Origin of the sequence: Bacillus sp. FSL M7-0791, assembly GCF_038627085.1 — a bacterium.
Classification (GTDB): domain Bacteria; phylum Bacillota; class Bacilli; order Bacillales; family Bacillaceae; genus Bacillus; species Bacillus safensis.
The window spans coordinates 361,257-382,844 of sequence record NZ_CP152022.1; the positions used below are offsets into that span (position 1 = coordinate 361,257).

General features: G+C 45.7%; 2 protein-coding genes. Both read left to right on the plus strand.

Annotated elements, in window-relative coordinates:
- Positions 1–129 precede the first annotated feature (129 nt).
- On the plus strand, positions 130–10,836 hold the full coding sequence (locus MHI08_RS01915; protein ID WP_342499934.1) for an amino acid adenylation domain-containing protein: 10,707 nt from the start codon (positions 130–132) through the stop codon (positions 10,834–10,836).
- A 22-nt stretch (positions 10,837–10,858) separates the two neighbouring features.
- Positions 10,859–21,553 carry an amino acid adenylation domain-containing protein gene (locus MHI08_RS01920; protein ID WP_342499935.1) on the plus strand — a complete coding sequence of 3,565 codons (10,695 nt, stop codon included), beginning with the start codon at positions 10,859–10,861 and terminating at the stop codon, positions 21,551–21,553.
- The last annotated feature ends 35 nt before the right edge of the window (positions 21,554–21,588 follow it).

Here is a 21,588-nt window from a genome sequence, read left to right on the forward strand (position 1 = left end):
TCCGTTTTATTCGGGGTGGGCTCCTTTTCTGTTTAACCGTCTATTTTAATGAAATAGACTTGGTTCTTTTGATATAGAGGGTGCAGGGTGAAATTGGTGGAGAAAACATAGAAGAGGCGGAGGATGAGAATGAATACAGTTTATTACCCCTTAACACATGCGCAAAAGCGAGTATTCTACACGGAAAGATTTTATCCAGGTACAAGTATTTCTAATTTGGGTGGATTCGCCAGGTTGAGATCGGCATCTGGTCTCGATCCTTCTTTGGTCGTCGATGTGCTTCAAGCGTACATTCGACAAACTGACTCTCTTCGGCTGAGGCTCGTGTATCGAGATGAAGAGGAGGAGCCTGTTCAATATATCAAACCTTATGAAAAACAGCCGATTCTCATGGAAAAGGGCTGGAGTGAAGAGGAAGTAAGGGTTTGGGCAAACGAGCAGATTCGTGAGCCGATGCCATTGATTGACAGCCCTTTGATTGAATTTACGGTGTTTCAAATCAGTGATCAAGAGTGCTGGCTGTTCTGTAAAGCACATCATATTGTCGCGGATGGTATTTCCATCATTTTAATGGGAAATCGCATTATTGATTTATATCATGACATGCTGCAAGGAGTAGACATCTCACCAGTTGAGGAGATTTCCTTCGTTGATCACATCATGAGTGAGCAGACCTATGAATCTTCTAAACGTTTTCAAAAAGACCAAGCTTTTTGGAATGAACAATTTGCTCATATTCCAGACTTCGCATCTTTAAAACCGCATAAGGGATACGAGATGAGTTTGCATGCGGAGCGATTTTCAGGGGATGTTCCAGATTCTTTAAAGGAGAAGCTTCGTGTTTTTTGTGAAGAACAGAAAGTCAGTATGCTTTCGATGTTTATGTCCACTGTCTATATTTACTTACATCGCTTTAGCGGTATGGAGGATGTCGTTCTTGGAACCTTTATGGGCAACCGGACGAATGCCAAAGAAAAAAAGATGATTGGGATGTTTGTATCCACGATTCCAATGCGTGCATCTGTTCAAGGGTCGCAATCGTTTCTTGATTTCGTAAAGCAGGTCATGGCGGATCAAATGAAGATCTTGCGACACCAAAAGTACCCTTACAATTTGCTCATGAATGATTTGCGGGAAAGAGAAGGGTTTACAGGACGCCTTTTTGATATTTCTTTAGAGTATCAGGTGATGCAGTGGCAAAAAAAAGAGAATCTGTCGTTCATTACTGAACCGATTTTTAGCGGAAGCGGAATGAATGATATTTCAATACATGTAAAAGACCGCTGGGATACTGATACATTGACCATTGATTTGGATTACCGTACAGATGTATTCACAGAAGAAGAAATGAGTAAGATGTTTGATCGATTCTTGATATTACTAGAAGCGGCCGTCTCTCAGCCTGATCAGCTGATCGGGACACTGCCTTTACTTTCAGCAGGTGAACAAAAGGAGCTGCTGCAATTATCTGAAGGAGAATCGTTTGAAAGGCCAGCAGCAAAACCGGTTCATCACATGTTTGATGAGACAGCTAACAAATATGCAGACCGGACAGCCGTTGTAGCAGAAAATGGAACAATTACTTATGGAGAGCTGCAACAACAGGCAGAAAAGCTGGCACGTTTTTTACAAATGAAAGGTATCTCACGTGATGTGCCTGTTGCTGTTTTGATGGAGCGGAAGACAGATGCCATGGTAGCAGTCTTCGGCATACTAAAGGCTGGCGGGGCATATGTACCAATTGATCCGGCATTACCTGAGGAGCGCATTCAATTTATTGTGGAAGATTCAGGTGCTTCTATTGTGTTAACAGATGAATCGTTCATTCAAGAGTACCCAGCCCTTTCGGAAAAATTGATCGTGCAGCAGCAAATATTATTAGATGATGGACGGCTGCCTGAGCTTGTCGATCAGACGGCGCCGGAGGATTTAGCCTACATGATTTATACATCGGGTACGACTGGAAAGCCGAAGGGCGTCATGATTGAGCATCTTCAGCTTCATCATTTGGTCCATGCTTTGCATCATGAGATTTATCAAGGGGCGAATGAGCTGCAAATGGCGCTTCTAGCCCCATTCCATTTCGATGCATCGGTCAAACAAATCTTTGCTGCCCTTTTATTTGGACATACGCTTCATATCATCCCGCGAGAAACGACGAGAAATGGCATGCAGCTAGCGGTTTATTACAGAAAACATCAAATTGAAGCGGCAGATGGAACACCGGCGCATGTGCAGCTTTTACTTGCTGCGGATTTGGACGGGCTGTCATTGACGCACATGTTGATTGGGGGAGAAGCGCTGCCTGCGAAAGCAGCACGTTCACTCATCGAAGCAGTTCGTATGAGTCAGCCTGATTTTACTCTGTGGAATGTGTATGGTCCAACGGAGACGTGTGTGGATGCGGCGGTGCATCGTCTAGATCTCAGTGAGCTGAGTGAATCAACTGAACAGCGCTATGTGTCGATTGGAAAACCGCTTGGTCATCATCGTGTTTATATTTTAAATGAATATGATCAATTACAGCTGCATGGGGCAGCAGGAGAACTGTGCATTGCCGGTATAGGTGTTGGGCGAGGCTATGTGAATCAGCCTGAATTGACGGAGAAGGTATTCACAGCAGATCCGTTTTCTCCGCATGAGCGGATGTATCGAACGGGGGATCTAGTCAGATGGCTTCCGGATGGCACGATTGATTATCTTGGCAGAATGGACGATCAAGTGAAAATAAGGGGTTACCGGATAGAAACAGGCGAGATTGAAGCGGTGATGGAGCAGGTAGATGGAGTTGATAAGGCTGTCGTGCTAGTGGTTGACGAAGCGGATGGAGAAAAGGGGTTAAGTGCTTATTATCAAGCTCGTCATGAAGGTGTGTCTGTTGACATGCTGCAAGCGGCTATCAAACATCAGCTTCCAGCGTACATGATGCCTCTTTATTTCAAAGAGCTCGATGCTTTTCCACTCACAGTCAGCGGCAAAGTCGACCGTCGTGCACTTGCTGCGTTAAAAGGTGATAGAGCGGTACATGCTGTTTATACGGCACCTAGAAACGATATAGAAACGAAGCTTGTTCATTTGTGGGAAGACATTCTAGATCAAGAGAAGATCGGTGTATATGATTCTTTCTTCGATCGAGGCGGGCATTCGCTCAAAGCAATGACCGTACTTACCAAGGTTCAGCGAGACTTTCAAGTGGAGGTGCCGCTCTCCGTTTTATTTGAACAGCAGACGATTGCTGCTCTAGCTGCTTATATTGAGCAAGCAGATAAGTCTTCTGAAACGGTGATACCAAAAGCGCCGGCTGCTGATCATTATCCATTGTCGCCTCCACAGCAGCGCGTCTATATGGTGAGTCAATTGGAGCAAAGCACTGCATATCATATGCCTGCTGTTGTGAGGTTAAAAGGAACTCTGCAGCTTGAGAAGCTGAATGAAGCCTTTGACAGGCTGATCTCACGTCACGATATGCTGCGCACTTCTTTTCATACGATAAAAGGTGTTCCTCGTCAGCGGATCGTTTCATCAGTGTCCTTTCAAATAGAACAGCTGACAGGCGGTACGATGGAAGAAAACATGCAGCGATTTGTCAGACCTTTTGATCTTGAGTGTGCGCCGCTTCTTCGAATTGGTTTGCAGTCATTGCATGATCAGGAGCATTTGCTCTTTTTCGATATGCATCATCTGATTTCAGATGGTCTTTCGATCGATTTGATGCTGCGTGAGCTGTCAGATGCTTACGAGGGATCGGTTAAAGCACCATTGAAGCTTCAATATAAAGATTATGCTGTTTGGCAACAGCACCAAGGCTTTCAAAAAGAAGAGGCATTTTGGCTGCAAGAATTTTCGGGTGATATTCCTGCTTTACAGCTGCTGACCGATTATCAGCGTCCAGCTGTCCAGTCTTTCGCAGGTGATCGTGTCATCAAAGAAATAGATGAAGCGTTAAAGAATCAATTACAGGAGCTTGCAGCAAACCATCACACGACACTGTATACGGTCTTGCTTTCTGCTTACTATACATTGCTTGCCAAATATACAGGTCAAAAGGAATTCGTGGTCGGAACACCGGCGGCAGGGCGTGTGCATACAGATTTGAATGACATGATCGGTATGTTTGTCCAGACACTTGCTTTGCGGTCTGAGGTAGATCCGAATGGAACCATGTCTCAGCTGATTGAGCAAGTAAAGAAAAAGACAATGCAGGCATTTGAGCATCAGCAATATCCATTTGAACGGCTACTTGAAAAGCTGAATGTGCCAAGAGATTTTAGCCGTCATCCATTGTTTGACACCGTCTTTACACTCGCGCCGGATCATGGAGCAGCTCAGCATATTGGAGATATGCTGGTCGAGGCTGAAGAAACCAATTTCCATATTGCGAAATTTGATTTAACACTGCAAGCGATGGAGTCAGATCAAGGTTTATCCTTTGTACTTGATTACAGTACGGCGCTATTTAAACGAAGTACGGCAGAGCAGATGATGAAACATTATGTTTATCTGCTGGAGCAGATGGTTCAAGCGCCGCAGAAAGCTATCCAATCCTATCGATTACTGTCTGAACAAGAAGCAGAAGCTCAGTTAAATAGGTGGAATCCGTTACCTTCGCCTTATCCAGCAGAAGAAACCATTGTGACGCAGTTTGAAAAACAGGTGCAGCAGCATGGTCATCAGCCTGCATTGCAATGTGAAGATGAGATTCTTTCTTATCAAGAGCTGAATGACCGAGTGAATCAGCTGGCTCATTATTTGCGTGAAAATGGTTTTGAAAAAGGGATGAAAGCGGCCTTATTCTTTGAACGTTCCAATGAAATGGTGCTCTCTGTTCTGGCTGTGCTTAAAGCTGGCGGTGTCTATGTACCAATTGACCCCGATTTCCCTGATGAGCGCGTGAAGCACTTTTTAACAGACAGCGGTGCACAATTTTTACTGACACATCAAGTGCTGCGCCATCGCTCGGTGCTCACTTCATTTGAGGGAACCATCATAGAAACAGAAGATCGAGCGATTGAACAGCAGTCAGACAGCCCTATAGATGCTCATATTTTACCTGAGGACTTAGCGAATTTGACCTATACATCTGGTACAACCGGTAAGCCTAAAGGAAATATGGTGACACACCGGAACATTTTGAGAACGGTGAAGCAATCGAATTATCTCACCATTCATCATGAAGACACGGTGATGAGCCTCTCAAACTATGTATTTGATGCCTTTATGTTTGATGTGTTTGGTGCTTTATTAAACGGAGCGAAACTCATTGTTCTGCCAAAGGACCATATCTTAAACATGAATGAGCTTTCTGGAGCGATTGAGAAGGAAAAAGTCAGTATTTTAATGATCACGACAGCTCTTTTTCACTTACTCATCGATATGAAAAAAGACAGCCTGAAAAACGTGAGAAAAGTGCTGTTTGGCGGAGAACGTGCTTCTGTGCCTCATGTAGTGACTGCACTTGAGACAGTTGGGAAAGACAAGCTTGTTCATATGTACGGACCTTCTGAGAGCACAATATTCACCACATATTATCCTGTGAATCATATTGAGAAGCAGGCGTTATCTATCCCAATCGGAAAGCCAGTGAGTCAAACGGCTGTTTATATTGTAGATGAGTTTGGACATGTTCAGCCGCCGGGTGTGGCGGGAGAGCTATGTGTCGCTGGTGATGGACTGGTGAAAGGATATTATAAGCAGCCAGAACTAACAAGCGAAAAGTTTGTCAAAAATCCTTTCCGCCCTGGAGAGGCCATGTATAAAACGGGCGATCTTGCACGCTGGCTGCCGAATGGAGATATTGAATTCATTGGACGGATCGATCATCAAGTGAAGATTCGCGGACAGCGTATCGAGCTTGGGGAAATTGAACACCAGCTGCTGCGGCATCCTCAGGTGAAGGAAGCTGTCGTCATTGCTGCTTCGAATGACACGTTATGTGCGTATTTCACAGCAGAAGGATCTGTTTCATTATCTGATTTGCGCGAGCAAGCAGGGCGTGAATTGCCTGTGTATATGATGCCGGCATTTTTCATGCAATTAGACGAGCTTCCTTTGACGAATAATGGCAAGGTCGATAGGCGGGCGCTGCCGGCACCTGATCTCAGTGAGCAGGGGGCAAATGAATACACCTCTCCTCAAACAGAAACAGAGCGTCTGCTGGCGAACATTTGGGAGGAAGTTCTTGAAGTGCCGCGAATCGGCAGGCATGATCATTTCTTTGAATGCGGGGGCCATTCGCTGCGCGGCATGAAAATGCTGAACAGGCTGTATGAAGAGATGCAGGTGGAGCTCACTTTGAAGTCTTTATTTGAATCCCCAACATTAGAAGCGTTCGCCCTTGCGGTTGATCAAGCGGACCAAACGGAGATCAAGCGAGTGGAAGTTGCCAAAGAGGCGGCCTATTATCCAGTGACATCTGCTCAGAAAAGACTGTTTGTTTTGGAGAAAATGACTGATGCGGAGCAAAGTTATCATATGCCGGCTGCCTTAAAGCTAGAAGGTGTCTTTGATGAGAAACGATTTGAAAAGGCAATTGATCAGCTAGTCCAACGTCATGAAGCTTTCCGAACGAGCTTTGATTTTGTTCAGAATGAACCTGTTCAACGGATTGAAACAAATGTCTCTATAGACATTGAAAAAATTGAACAGAACGGCCGAGACATACAGGAATTGATGAATGAATTTATCAGGCCATTTGATGTAGAAAAAGCGCCTTTACTCAGAATAGGACTGGTTTCCGTCTCCGTAAATGTCCATTATTTACTGATTGATATGCATCATATCATTTCAGATGGTGCGTCTGTTGGCATTTTAATTGAGGAGCTATCAGCCCTGTATCGAGGAGAAAAACTAGAGGAATTACCTGTTCAATATAAGGATTATGCAGTTTGGTCAAAAAGTGAGGCATCTGCTGCGCAAAAAGCAGCTGAAGAGGCTTTCTGGCTGAATCAATTACAAGGGGAACTGCCTGTACTGGCACTGCCGGAAGACCTGCCAAGGCCAAAAGTGCAAACATTCTCAGGAGATCGTGTCTCATTTACAATCGAAGGTTCGCTTAAAGCGAAATTGGACGAACTCGTTAGAGCGCTCAACAGTACGACCTATACAGTCCTGCTTGCTGGCTACAGTATTCTTTTAAGCAAGCTTTCAAGACAAGAGGATATCATCATTGGTTCTCCGGTTGTCGGCAGAACCCATCCTGATATTCAATCTGTGATCGGCATGTTTGTGAACACGCTGGCACTTAGAACAAGACCATCAGGACATCAGACAGCTGCTGAATTTGCGTCAAATGTTCATCAGCTTGTGTTAGAGGCAAACGAGCATCAGTTGTACCCATTTGAAGAATTGGTAGATCAGGTGCAAACGGTTCGAGACACAAGCCGCCATCCAATTTTTGACGTGGTATTCTCCATGGAAAATGCGGATATTCGTGATTTATCAATGGATGGGCTTCACATTGTTCCACAGCCATTCGAAGAGAATATCGCCAAATTTGATTTAACCTTAACTGGAAACGAATCCTCAGATCAAATTGAGCTCGTGTTTGATTTTAATTGTTCTATCTTTCAAAAGACGTCAATTGAAAAGTGGAAAGAATATTTCCTTCATTTGCTGGAACAAATGGTATCAGCGCCAAATCAATCGCTAGATCAAATGCAATTATTGTCACCGCAGCAGCAGCAAAAACAGCTGAATGAATGGTCAGGACCAGACCTAGACGTCCCGTCAAATCAAACCGTTCACGCGCTAATTGAGTCTAAGGCACAAGAAGCACCTCATCAAAAAGCAGCGGTCTTCTGCGGAACGAGCTGGACGTATGAAGAGCTGAACAGCCGGGCGAATGTAGTTGCTTCAAGACTCATCGCAAGCGGTACAAAACCAGGAGACCGCGTCGGCATTCTCACTCGCCCATCCCTTGATATGACGGCTGCTGTTCTCGGCGTTCTCAAGGCAGGTGCGGCATTCGTTCCAATTGATGCGGATTATCCAGCGCAGCGTATTGCGTACATGCTGGAAGACTGCGGGGCAGAGGTGCTTCTGATGCAGAAAGGACTCACTGCACCATCTTCATTCACAGGTCAAGTGTTGTTCATAGAAGATGCGGTAGAAGGAGAAGCTCACGAGATTCATGTTCATATCAAACCAACAGATCTCGCCTATATGATTTACACGTCTGGAACGACAGGAAAGCCGAAGGGTGTCATGGTCGAGCACCAGTCTCTTGTGAATCTTGCATTCTGGCACAATGATGCGTTCCAAGTGACGAACAAGGATCGAACTGCGAAATATGCCGGCTTTGGCTTTGACGCTTCCATTTGGGAGATGTTCCCGACGTGGATCGCCGGCGCAGAGCTGCACATTATCGATGAAGCGATTCGTCTTGATATGATCAAGCTCAATGCGTATTTCAATGAAAAAGGCATCACCATTGCCTTCCTGCCGACGCAGCTATGTGAGCAGTTTATGTCAATGGACAACCATTCTCTGCGTTATTTACTAACAGGCGGAGATAAGCTGAAACAGGTAAAGCCGGTTCCATATCAACTCGTCAATAACTACGGTCCGACTGAAAATACAGTCGTAGCGACAAGCGGAGTCATCAATCCAGATCAAGGCACGCTTCCGATTGGAACTGCGATTGCCAATACACGTTTCTACATCATGGGTTCGTTATATGACCTGTCGCCGCCAGGCGTACCGGGTGAGCTTGTGATTGCAGGAAAAGGATTGGCAAGAGGCTACTGGAATCTTCCAGAGGAAACCGACAAACGATTTGTCCCAGATCCATTTTTTCCAGGCGAGCGCATGTACCGCACAGGCGATTTAGTGAAATGGATAGAGGGTGGTGAGCTGATTTATCTCGGCAGAAAAGACCATCAGGTCAACATCCGCGGCTTCCGTATTGAGCTGTCAGAAATTGAAGCCCAGCTCCTGACGCTGGATTCGGTCAAAGAAGCTGTCGTGACAACGGTCAAAGATGCGGGTGATCAAGATGCACTTATCGCTTATGTCATCACGGTTGATGAAACAACAGCTCTAAAAGAAAGCCTAAAACGCACACTGCCTGAATACATGGTGCCAGCATGGATCATAAAACTAGACCAATTTCCAATGACGGCCAATGGAAAGGTCGATCTCAAAGCATTGCCAGCTCCTGATATCGAAGCGAACCAAACGATATACGAAGCCCCAAGAGACGAAGTGGAAACACTGCTTTGCGGCATTTGGGAAGATGTCCTTGGCGTCAGCCAAGTCGGCATCCACGATCACTTCTTCTTCCTTGGCGGAGATTCGATTAAAGGTATCCAAATGGCAAGCCGACTCACGCAAGCTGGCTGGAAGCTCGATATGAAACTTCTATTCCAGTACCCAACGATTGCGGAGCTGCGCCCATATATCGAAGAAGCTGATCAAATGACGGCTGACCAATCACCTGTCGAAGGAGAAGTCATTTTAACACCAATTCAGCGGTGGTTCTTTGAACGAAACTTTACGAATCAGCATCATTGGAACCAATCGGTTATGCTCCAAGCACCAAATGGCTTGGATGAGGAACTCGTTCAGCAAGTGCTGGAGCAAGTCATGATTCATCATGATGCATTGCGAATGGTGTTTCCGCTCGAAGAAGGGCGCGTCATCCAGCGTCATCGAGGAATCGAGGAAAACAATGTGGCAATTGATGTGTTGGAAGTAAAAGGAGAGCTGTCGCAGCAGATCCAGCAGGTAGAAAAGCTGGCAAATGAAGTGCAGGCGAGTATGTCGCTAGCGGAGGGACCACTAGTGAAACCTGCCATTTTCCGAACGGATCAAGGAGATCATTTATTGCTCGCTGTACATCACCTTGTCATTGATGGTGTGTCATGGCGTATTTTCCTTGAAGATTTCATGGCTCTTTATGAACAGTCGAAGCGCGGGGAAACTCTTACCCTTCCTGAAAAAACACACTCCTTCCAAGAATATGCCCAAAAACTGACTGAATACGCTGTGTCAGATGAGCTGCTATCGGAAAGAGATTATTGGAAAAAGGTGCTTGCGCATTCCGTTCCTCCGCTTCAAAAGGATCATGTCACGGAGGATCAACGAATGCTTCATACACAGACCGTTCGTTTTACATTGTCTGAAGAGGAAACACGCAGTCTGTTGACGGATGTACATGAAGCCTACCAAACAGAAATCAATGATATTTTGCTGACGGCATTAGGGTTGTCCATGAAAGAGTGGACAGGTGAAGACAGGCACTTTATTCATCTTGAAGGGCACGGGAGAGAGGACATCCTCCCTGCGGTTAATGTATCACGGACCATCGGCTGGTTTACTAGTATGTATCCTGTGTTATTGGATATGTCGCATGCAGACGATCTTTCTTATCAGATCAAGTATTTAAAAGAGGAACTCAGACACATTCCGAACAAGGGCATCGGCTATGGCGTTTTAAAATACTTAACGCCTGACAAGATGAAGGACGATATCGATTTTCAAGTCACACCAGATATCAGCTTTAACTATCTTGGTCAGTTTGATGAACAGATCGGCGGCGGTGAATTGAGGCGCTCTCCATGGCATGCAGGACAATCGCTGAGCCCTGAATCTGAGAAACCTCATGCGCTGGATATTGTTGGTTTCGTAGAACAAGCAGTGCTCCATGTGACGATTTCCTATCATCACCTTGAATTCGAAGAACGTACGATCGAACAGTTCAAGGAACTCTTAGAAAAGAATGTGAAGGCACTGATCTCACATTGTCTATCACAGGATGAGAGTCAGATCACACCTAGTGATGTGGGGGATGAGGATCTCACTATGGATGAACTTGAAAAGCTAATGGATCTATTTTAAGCAAAAATGAAGAGGTGGACTTATGAGCAAGCAGAAAATTCAAAAGGTATATCCTTTAACACCAATGCAAGAGGGCATGCTGTATCATGCCATGCTAGACCCTAATTCCTCCTCTTATTTCACACAGCTTGAGCTTGGAATAAGCGGAGATTTTGATCTCGATCTTTTTGAAAAGAGTCTCAATGAACTCGTACGGACATATGACATTCTGCGTACAGCCTTTGTCTATCAACAATTACAAAAGCCTCGTCAGGTTGTACTGGCTGAACGTCATTTAAATGTGTATAGAGAAGATCTATCTCATCTGAATCATCAAGAGCAGAAAAAGGTATTGGATCAATATAAAAAGCAAGTGAGAAAGCAAGGATTTCACTTAACGAATGATCTGTTGTTGAAAGTCGCTGTTTTTCAATTAAATGAAACAAACTGGCACCTGATTTGGAGCAACCATCACATTATTATGGATGGTTGGTCTATGGGTGTGTTGATGAAAAAACTGTTTCATTACTATGAATCTTATCGGAACGGCCGAACGCCGGATCGCTCACAAGGTAAGCCTTATGTGGACTATATCCAGTGGCTTGGAAAGCAAAACAAACAAGAAGCGGAAGACTATTGGAAGGAGCGGCTGGATGGTGCTGTTCAGCACCAAGGGCTGCTGCAGCAAAAAGAAGCGAACGGACAATATGACCATCAGGAATGGACGTTTACATGGGACGCTCAAACCGTACAAGCCATTCAAGATGCGGCAAGACAATGCCAAGTGACAGCACCGAACCTTTTTCAGGCTGTCTGGTCCGTTCTTTTAGGCACCTATCATGCAGCAGATGATGTCATATTCGGAACAGTCGTATCAGGCAGACCTCCAAGTGTGTCTGGGATTGAGCGGATGGCAGGGCTGTTTATCAATACGATACCTGTTCGGGTGACATTGGATCAGGAGCAGACCTTTAAACAGCTGTTTCAAACGGTTCAGCAGCATGCACTGGAAGCGGAAAACTATGATTTTATGCCGCTTTATGACATTCAGCAGAAAACAGCTGCTGGAGGAAAACTCTTTGATCATTTGGTTGGGTTTGAAAACTATCCTTTAGATCAGGAGCTGTCTGGTGACACCATGTCTGCACGTCTCGGTTTTGCCATTGATGTAAAGGACGGATTTGAACAAACGAATTTCGATCTCAATGTCCTTGTCTATCCTGGTGAAACGTGGACATTGACATTCAAATACAATGCGATGGCTTTTGAAGAAAAGGTCATTGAAAACATATCAAAACATCTGACCAACCTCATGAAGCAAATCATTCACAATCCTGACGTACGTCTTCATGAAGTGACATGTATTACAGAAGAAGAAAAGCAGCAGATTGAAGCATGGAACCAGACGGAGCGAGATTATCCGAAGCATCTGTCCATTCCTGAGCTGCTCGATGAACGTATCAAGGCGCAGCCTGACCATCCGGCATTAGTCGAAGGCGAGCGAACATTCACATACGAAGAGCTTGGACAGGAAATCCGTCGTTTAGCGAGCAGTCTTGTAGAAAACGGCGTTCAGCGGGGGGATGCTGTCGCGGTATATATGAACCGATCAGCAGATGCGGTGATCTCTATTTTGGCCATTTTACATGCAGGGGCTACTTATGTACCGATTGATCCAGCTCAGCCTGAGGAGAGAATCCGTTGGATGCTTGAAGACAGCGGCGTATCCGTTTTGCTCTATGCTGACAGCCAGCCGCCAGTTGATGAAAGCATCAAAGTTGTTCATGTGACCGGCATGTCTCATCACTCACAAGCGGAGTTATCAGTCGAGACGTCCCCATCTCAATTGGCATATATCATGTTCACTTCGGGATCAACTGGACGGCCAAAAGGAGTTCAAATTGAGCATCAGCATATTGTGAGGTTAGCATGCTCTCAGGAAAAAATAGGCTTGAACACATCGGATCGTATGGCGCATACAGGAGCTGTCAGCTTTGATGCGATTACCCTTGAAATCTTTACTACGCTTCTGAATGGGGCGACGCTTTATCCTGTTGACCGTGATACTTTATTGGATATTCACCGATTTGAACAATTTATCCAAACACATCAGATCACAGCGCTCTTTTTAACGACTGGTTTATTTAATCAGCTCGCTCAGCAGCGGCCGCAAATGTTCAAAGGGTTAAAAACATTATTCACCGGCGGTGATGTGATCAATGTGAAAAGTGCGGAGCTTGTGAAAAAGCATCATCCATCAATTACCTTGCTGAATGTCTATGGCCCAACTGAAAATACAACCATTTCGACCATTTACGAAGTAAGAGGAGATGAAATGGGCCCGATCCCAATTGGTCAGCCGATCAATCATACGTCAGCTTATATTTTAGATGACTATCAAAGACTTCAGCCAATTGGAGCCCCAGGAGAGCTGTATGTGGGCGGAGATGGTGTTTCAAGAGGGTACATCAAACGTCCAGATTTGACTGATCAAGTATTCATGGCAGATCCTTTTAAGCCGTCAGGACGGATGTATCGAACGGGAGACTTGGCTAGATATGGTGCAGATGGTCAGATTGAATTCCTCGGTCGTGCCGATGATCAGGTGAAAATTCGTGGTTTCCGTATTGAGCTTGGTGAAATTGAATCAGTGCTTCACCAAGAAGCGGGGATAGATGAAGCAGTTGTACTTGTTCAGCAGCTCTCCTCAGATGAAAAGGAAATCATCGCTTACTTCACAGGGACACTGACAGAAGAAGAGGTACGAGATGTATTCAATCAAAAACTGCCAGCTTATATGGTGCCGCACCATGTGATGAAGCTGGATACCTTTGCACTGACATCGAACGGGAAGGTAGATCGAAAAGCTTTACCAAAGCCTGACGAAGTGCATCGCGAGGAAATCAAAATCATTCTGCCTGAGACCGAGACAGAAAAGGCACTCGCTGACATTTGGGAGGAGCTTCTTGGGAAAACGATTGGGATAGACGAGCATTTCTTTATGGCTGGCGGGCACTCACTCAAGGCGATGATGATGTCTGCGAAGGTTCAAGAAGTGCTTCAAAAGGAAGTGCCGATTCAAGTGATTTTCGAGAAGCCGACGATTCGCTCATTAGCGGCTTACATCGATCAGGATGGTCAAGAAGAAGCCGGACATCCTATTTTGCCAGCAGAGCAGGCGGACGAATATCCGGTATCACCAGCCCAGCGCCGTTTATATATTTTGCAGACACTTGAACCTGACAGCACGAATTATCATATTCCGATCGTCTTAACGCTTGAAGGAACACTCGAATATCAGCGGCTCAAATCAGCATTTAATCAGTTAATCCAAACACATGAAATTTTAAGAACGAGCTTTCATATGAACGGGGAAGACATTGTCCAAAGGGTGCATGAATGGACTGAATTTGACCTTCCTGTTCATGACATCAAGGAAGAAGAGGCGGAGGCATTTCTTACAGAACGTCAATCGCCATTTGATTTAACAGCAGCACCCCTTTTGCGAGCTCAGCTGCTGAAAATCAGTGAGAATCGTCATCTTCTCGTCTTAGAAGCACATCATCTCATTACAGATGGCAGCTCCATGAAGACATTCATTCAAGATTTAGCGAAGGCCTACGATGGGGAAGCTCTTGCTGAACGAGCCCTTCATTATAAGGATTACGCTGTCTGGCAGCTAAGTGAAGAAGAAACGGAGAAACAGAAGGAGCATGAAGCGTATTGGCTGAAGCAATTTGAAGGAGATTTACCGGTTTTAGAGCTGCCAACTGATTATCCTCGTCCAGCAGAACGTGATTTTACTGGAGAACGATTCATGTTTGGCTGTGATCAAGCAACGACTCAGCGAATTCAGGAACTGCTTCAGAAAACCGATACGACCATGTATATGTTCTTGTTATCCGCCTTTCAGGTGCTGCTTGCCTCCTATAGCGGGCAGGAAGATATCATTGTGGGTTCGCCTGTTGCTGGACGGACACACCCTGATATCCAGGACATGCCGGGGATGTTTATCAACACCATTGCGATGCGCGGAAAACCAGAACAAACCAAAACATTTTTACAGCTGCTTGAAGAAATAAAAGAAACAAGTGTTGATGCTTTTGCACATCAAAGCTATCCGCTCGAAGAGTTAATTGCACATCTTCCATTAGACCGTGATACAACTCGGAGCCCGCTTTTTAGCGTGTCATTTAACATGCAGAACATGGAGGTACCGGCGCTAAAGCTCGGCGATCTGCACATTTCGCCTTATGCCATTCAGCATCACTCGGTCAAATTTGATCTATCTTTAGAAGCATTTGAACGCGAGGGAGCATTAAAGCTGAGCTTTGACTATGCAGCGGCATTATTTAAAGAAGAGACCGTCCGACGTTTTGGAACTCATCTCCTGGCGATTATTCGTGAGGCGGTTCGTCATCCAGAGGAACAGATCGGCTTGCTCCATATACTGGATCAGCATGAACAAATAGAGCGTCTGGAGAAAAAAGCCGAAGGACAAACGAATCGTCATGAGCCATTCCATGTTCAATTTTCACGTCAGGCGAAGGAAACACCGGATGCTATCGCCGTCATGGATGATCAAAGAAAACTCACCTACCGCGAGCTTGAGGACATGTCACATGCACTTAGCTGTGAACTTAAAAAACGAGGCGTCGAGAAGGAACAAACTGTGGCACTGATCCTTGACCGCTCTGTCTATGTCATCGTCTCCATGCTTGGTGTGATGAAAGCAGGAGGAGCGTTTGTCCCGATTGATCCGGCCTTTCCGGCTGAACGAATCCGCTACACATTAGAGGATTCAGGTGCACAAGTAATTATGACAAATGAGTCTCTAGCAGATTCCTATCAAAATCATAAGTCGATTCAAGTGGTGCAGGTTGAACAAGCAGTGCATCAAAGCCATCCACTAGAATTGCCGGAAGTATCGGTTGATCAGCTTGCTTATGTCATTTACACATCTGGGACAACAGGGAAGCCGAAGGGTGTACAGCTCACGCATCGTAATCTATCACACTATGTCAGCTGGCTGATAAATGAGGTGACATTGCAGGAATGTGATCGGACGGCACTGCTTTCTTCTTATGCATATGATCTTGGTTACACAAGCATTTTCCCTGTTTTAAAAGCAGGGGGGACACTCTATGTTCCTCGTGAAGACGTGTATACAGACCCTGTACGTCTGATGCGGTTGATTGATGAACAAGAGCTGACTTATATCAAAATGACACCATCCTTATTTCATCTGATGGCAGATTCTAAGGAACATTCATTTAATGCTTTACGCCTGGTGGTACTTGGAGGAGAACCGGTGATCCCTGAGGATGTTGAAACATTTATGATGCAGCATCCATGCGTGGCAGTAATGAACCATTACGGTCCGACTGAGACAACCATTGGTACAGTGACCAAGCTGATCACACCGCAAGAGCTGGACGCTTTGAAGGAACGATCTTTGATCGGACAGCCAATTGCTCACACAAGAGCGCTCGTATGCAATCAGCAGCAGCGGCTTGTTCCTTATGGCGCGCCGGGAGAGCTTTATATATCTGGAGAAGGCGTGTCGAGAGGATATTTGAATCAGCCTGAATTAACAGCAGAACGTTTTCTTGAAAATCCATATGATCCTCAAGAGAGAATGTATCGCACAGGGGATTTGGTCAGACAGCATGCAAATGGAGATATTGAGTTTCTTGGACGAGTAGACGATCAAGTGAAAATCCGCGGCTATCGCATTGAGAAACAGGAAATTGAGCATGCCGCACGTGCTCTGGCATCTATTCAAGAAGTCTATGTAAAAGTCCTGCACCTGTCTGGGTTGCCGGAGCTTGCACTCTATTACACAGCGCCTGAACACATTGGAACACTGACGTTTAGAGAAAATCTTGCGGAGACACTGCCGGATTATATGATTCCAACGTACTTTGTGAAAGTCGATCACATTCCACTCACCCAAAACGGAAAGGTGGATGCGAAGTCTCTGCCGCTTCCGCATGAGGTGCATATGAACCATGCGGCGCATGTGGCACCAGAAACGGAACTTGAGCGGGCGCTGTGTGACATTTGGTCAGAAGTTCTTGGGGTTGAACAAATAGGTGTTCTTGACCACTTCTTTGAATTGGGAGGTCATTCCCTCAAGGGCATGGTGCTCATTTCGAAGGTGCAGGCAAAGCTGAACAAGCATGTGCCGCTCAAAGTCCTTTTTGAAAAACCAACCATACGGGCAATGGCAGCCTACTTGGAAGAAACAGATTCTTCGGTGGTGACATCCATTCAGCCAGCGGAAAAGCAAGATTTCTATCCCGTCTCTTCTGCTCAAAAGCGTATGTATGTACTTCAGCAGCTGCATCCAGATGCAGTCACTTATCATATGCCAGCCGTTTTAATGATGGAAGGCAGCCTTGATGTGAAGCAGCTGGAAGCAGCGCTTCAAGCCTTGATCGACAGACATGAATCACTTCGGACAGCCTTTGTAGAAATTGACGGCGTACCCGTTCAAAAAGTCTATCGCCAAGTACCGTTTACATTAGAGGTTGATGAAATAGAGGGCGATCAGGAGCAGTCTGTCATCGAGTCATTCATTACACCATTCTCATTACATCAAGCACCATTAATGAGGGCAAAAGTGGCGAAGTTTTCTGATGAGAAATATGTATTCATGATGGATATGCACCATATCATTGCAGATGGTGTCACACGCGGCCTGCTCATTCAAGAACTCGCAGAGCTGTATGAGAAAAAGACGTTACCGCCAGTTCAGCTGCATTACAAGGATTTTGCGGTATGGCAGCAGGAAGAAAAGCAGCAGGCACTGCTTGAAAAACAGCGGCAGTATTGGCTGGAGCAATATGCACAGCCGCCGGAAGACTTAGCACTGCCCCTTGATTTTCCGCGTCCTCAAGTTCAGTCATTTGAAGGAGGGAGAGTCGATAGATGGTTGTCTGCTGAAAAGGTGCAGTCCATCAAAACGCTCATGGCGGAAAAAGGTGTGAGCTTGAACATGGTGATGCAAACGGCATTTGCCATTTTCCTTTCCAAGTTAACTGGGCAGACAGATATCGTCATAGGCGCTGTGACCGCAGGACGTACGCATGCTTCAATCGAGCGGGTTCCAGGCATGTTTGTCAATACACTGGCTCTTCGAAACGAAGTGCAGCCAGAAGAAACGACAGCGCAGCTGCTTGAAAAAATGAAAGATCGCAACCTATCAGCCTATGAACATCAAGAATTCCCGTTTGAGGAATTGGTGGCTCAGTTAGATCTTCCGAAAGACACGAGCCGCAATCCATTGTTTAGTGTCATGCTGACAACAGATGACCGTGACCTGACGTTACCGGATTTGAATGGACTCAAGCTGTCGCAAAAGCAGCAAGATACCGTTCATGCAAAATTTGATATAACGCTCGGTGTATTTGAAGAAAATGACCAAGTGGGCTTGCGCTTTGAGTATGCAGCGGCCCTGTTTAAAAAGAGCACCATTCAGCGCTGGAGCATGTATATTGAAAAAATCATAGATGATATGCTGGCTAAGCTGAATCAGCCAATTTCAGCGCTATCTCTCATAACTGAAGAGGAAAAACGAGAGCTGATCAATGAATGGTCAGGACCTGCCCTAGACGTCCCGTTAGATCAAACCGTTCATGCCTTGATTGAGGCTAAGGCACAAGAAGCACCGCACCAAAAAGCAGTGGTCTTCTGCGGAACGAGCTGGACGTATAAAGAGTTGAACAGCCGGGCGAATGTAGTCGCTTCAAGACTCATCGCAAACGGCACAAAACCAGGCGACCGCGTCGGTATTTTCACTCGTCCGTCCCTTGATATGACGGCAGCTGTTCTTGGCGTTCTCAAGTCAGGTGCGGCATTCGTTCCAATTGATGCAGACTATCCAGCGCAGCGTATTGCCTACATGCTGGAAGACTGCGGGGCAGAGGTGCTTCTGATGCAAAAAGGACTCACTGCACCATCTTCATTTACAGGTCATGTCCTGTTCATAGAAGATGCGGTAGAGGGAGAAGCTCACGAGATTCAGGTTCATATCAAACCAACGGATCTCGCTTATATGATTTACACCTCTGGGACGACAGGACAGCCGAAGGGTGTCATGGTCGAGCACCAGTCCCTTGTGAATCTTGCATTCTGGCACAATGATGCCTTCCAAGTGACGAAAGACGATCGAACCGCGAAATATGCCGGCTTTGGCTTTGACGCCTCCATTTGGGAGATGTTCCCGACGTGGATCGCCGGCGCAGAACTGCACATTATCGACGAAGCGATTCGTCTCGATATGATCAAACTCAATGCGTATTTCAATAAAGAAAACATCACCATTGCCTTCCTGCCAACGCAGTTATGCGAGCAGTTTATGTCAATGGACAACCATTCTCTGCGTTATTTACTAACAGGCGGAGATAAGCTGAAACAGGTAAAGCCAGTCCCATACAAACTAGTGAATAACTACGGTCCAACTGAAAATACAGTCGTAGCGACAAGTGGAGTCATCGATCCAGAACAAGGCACGATTCCGATAGGAACAGCCATTGCCAATACACGTTTTTACATCATGGGTTCGTTATACGACCTGTCGCCGCCAGGCGTACCGGGTGAGCTCGTGATTGCAGGAAAAGGACTGGCAAGAGGCTACTGGAATCTTCCAGATGAAACAGACAAACGATTTGTCCCAGATCCATTTTATCCAGGCGAGCGCATGTACCGCACAGGCGATCTAGTGAAATGGACAGACGCTGGTGAGCTGATTTATCTCGGCAGAATAGACCATCAGGTCAATATCCGCGGCTTCCGTATTGAGCTGTCAGAAATTGAAGCGCAGCTCCTGACGCTGGATTCGGTCAAAGAAGCCGTCGTGACAACGGTCAAAGATGCGAGTGATCAAGATGCACTTATCGCTTATGTCATTGCGGCTGAAGAAACAACAGCCCTGAAAGAAAGCCTAAAACGAACGTTGCCAGAATACATGGTGCCATCATGGATCATAAAACTAGACCAATTTCCAATGACGGCCAATGGAAAGGTCGATCTGAAAGCATTGCCAGCTCCTGATATCGAAGCGAACCAAACGGTATACGAAGCACCAAGAGACGAAGTGGAAACACTGCTTTGCGGCATTTGGGAAGATGTCCTTGGCGTCAGCCAAGTCGGTATCCACGATCACTTCTTCTTCCTTGGCGGAGATTCGATTAAAGGCATCCAAATGGCAAGCCGACTCACGCAAGCAGGCTGGAAGCTTGATATGAAACTTCTATTCCAGTACCCAACGATTGCGGAGCTGCGCCCATATATCGAGGAAGCTGATCTTCTCACAGCGTATCAATCACCTGTCGAAGGAGAAGTCATCTTAACACCAATTCAACGCTGGTTCTTTGAACGAGCATTCAGCGATCAGCACCATTGGAATCTCTCGATGATGCTTCATGCACCAAATGGATTTGACCTTTCCATTACAGAACAAGTCATGCAAAAACTGCTTTCACATCATGATGCACTGCGTATGGTATACAGGCAGGAACATGGCGGTATCCTGCAATACAACCAGCGGGAGCTCACGGAACCGCTGGAGATTATTTCTCATGATGTCTCAAAAGAGCACGACGTGAAAAAGGCTATTTCCACATATGCCAATGAGTATCAGCGTCAGCTGAATCTCGAAACAGGTCCGTTAATGAAAGTGATTTGTTTCCATGCAAAAGATGGCGATCACTTACTCATCGTGACACACCATTTAGTCATTGATGGTGTCTCATGCCGAATTTTACTAGAGGACTTTATGTCTCTATATCAGCAGGCAGCTCAGGGGCAAACGCTTGTCCTGCCGCTGAAAACTCATTCCTTTAAAGAATGGGCAGAGGCCATTGAACGTTATGCACAGTCACAGCCTTTAAAAAGTCAGCAGGAGTATTGGGTAGAGATTGAAAGCAAACCATTAACCACATTACCTGTTGATCATGAAGTGACAAAAAGAAAAGTTGCCGAAACCAAATCAGTTCAAATGCAGCTGACAGAAACAGAAACTGAACATCTTTTGACCGATATTCATCTGCCGTACACTACGGAAATGAACGATATTCTTTTATGTGCTCTCGGTCTTGCTGTTCAAGAGTGGACAGGTGAGTCCCATGTACATGTGCAGCTTGAAGGTCATGGTAGAGAGGATATTTTATCAGGGCTGGATGTCTCTCGCACGATTGGCTGGTTTACGAGTATGTATCCAGTTGTACTTGAAGCGAAGCCAGATCAGACCATAGCTGATGCTATTAAAGGAACGAAAGAAATGCTGCGGCGTGTGCCAAATAAAGGAATTGGATACGGAATCTTAAAATACATGACAGCCGCTGAACCGTCAGGACAGCACGTACAGCCTGAAATCAGTTTGAACTATCTTGGACAGATTGATCAGGAAGTGACGACAGAACTCTTTGGGCCGTCGACTTATGATATGGGACGACAAGCAAGCCCTGATTCGGAAGCTGTTTATAAGCTGAACCTTAGTGGTCTTGTTCAACAAAATCGATTCATTTTGTCTTGTTCCTATTGTGCAAGTGAATATGAAGAACAGACGATACAGCAGTTCATGGCATTGTTGAAGGGGAAAATTCAATCCATCATCACCCATTGCTTAGCGCAGCAAGAACGGGAATTTACGCCAAGTGACTTCTCTGCGGCTGACCTTGAAATGGATGAAATGGACGACATTTTTGACATGCTTGAGGAGAAATTGACTTAACAACACGAGATGAATCATAAAAAAGGAAGGGAGGA

Bases quoted from the DNA above. Each gene is read 5' to 3' on its own strand.
- MHI08_RS01915 (WP_342499934.1), top strand. From the start codon at position 130: ATGAATACAGTTTATTACCCCTTAACACATGCGCAAAAGCGAGTATTC.
- MHI08_RS01920 (WP_342499935.1), top strand. From the start codon at position 10,859: ATGAGCAAGCAGAAAATTCAAAAGGTATATCCTTTAACACCAATGCAA.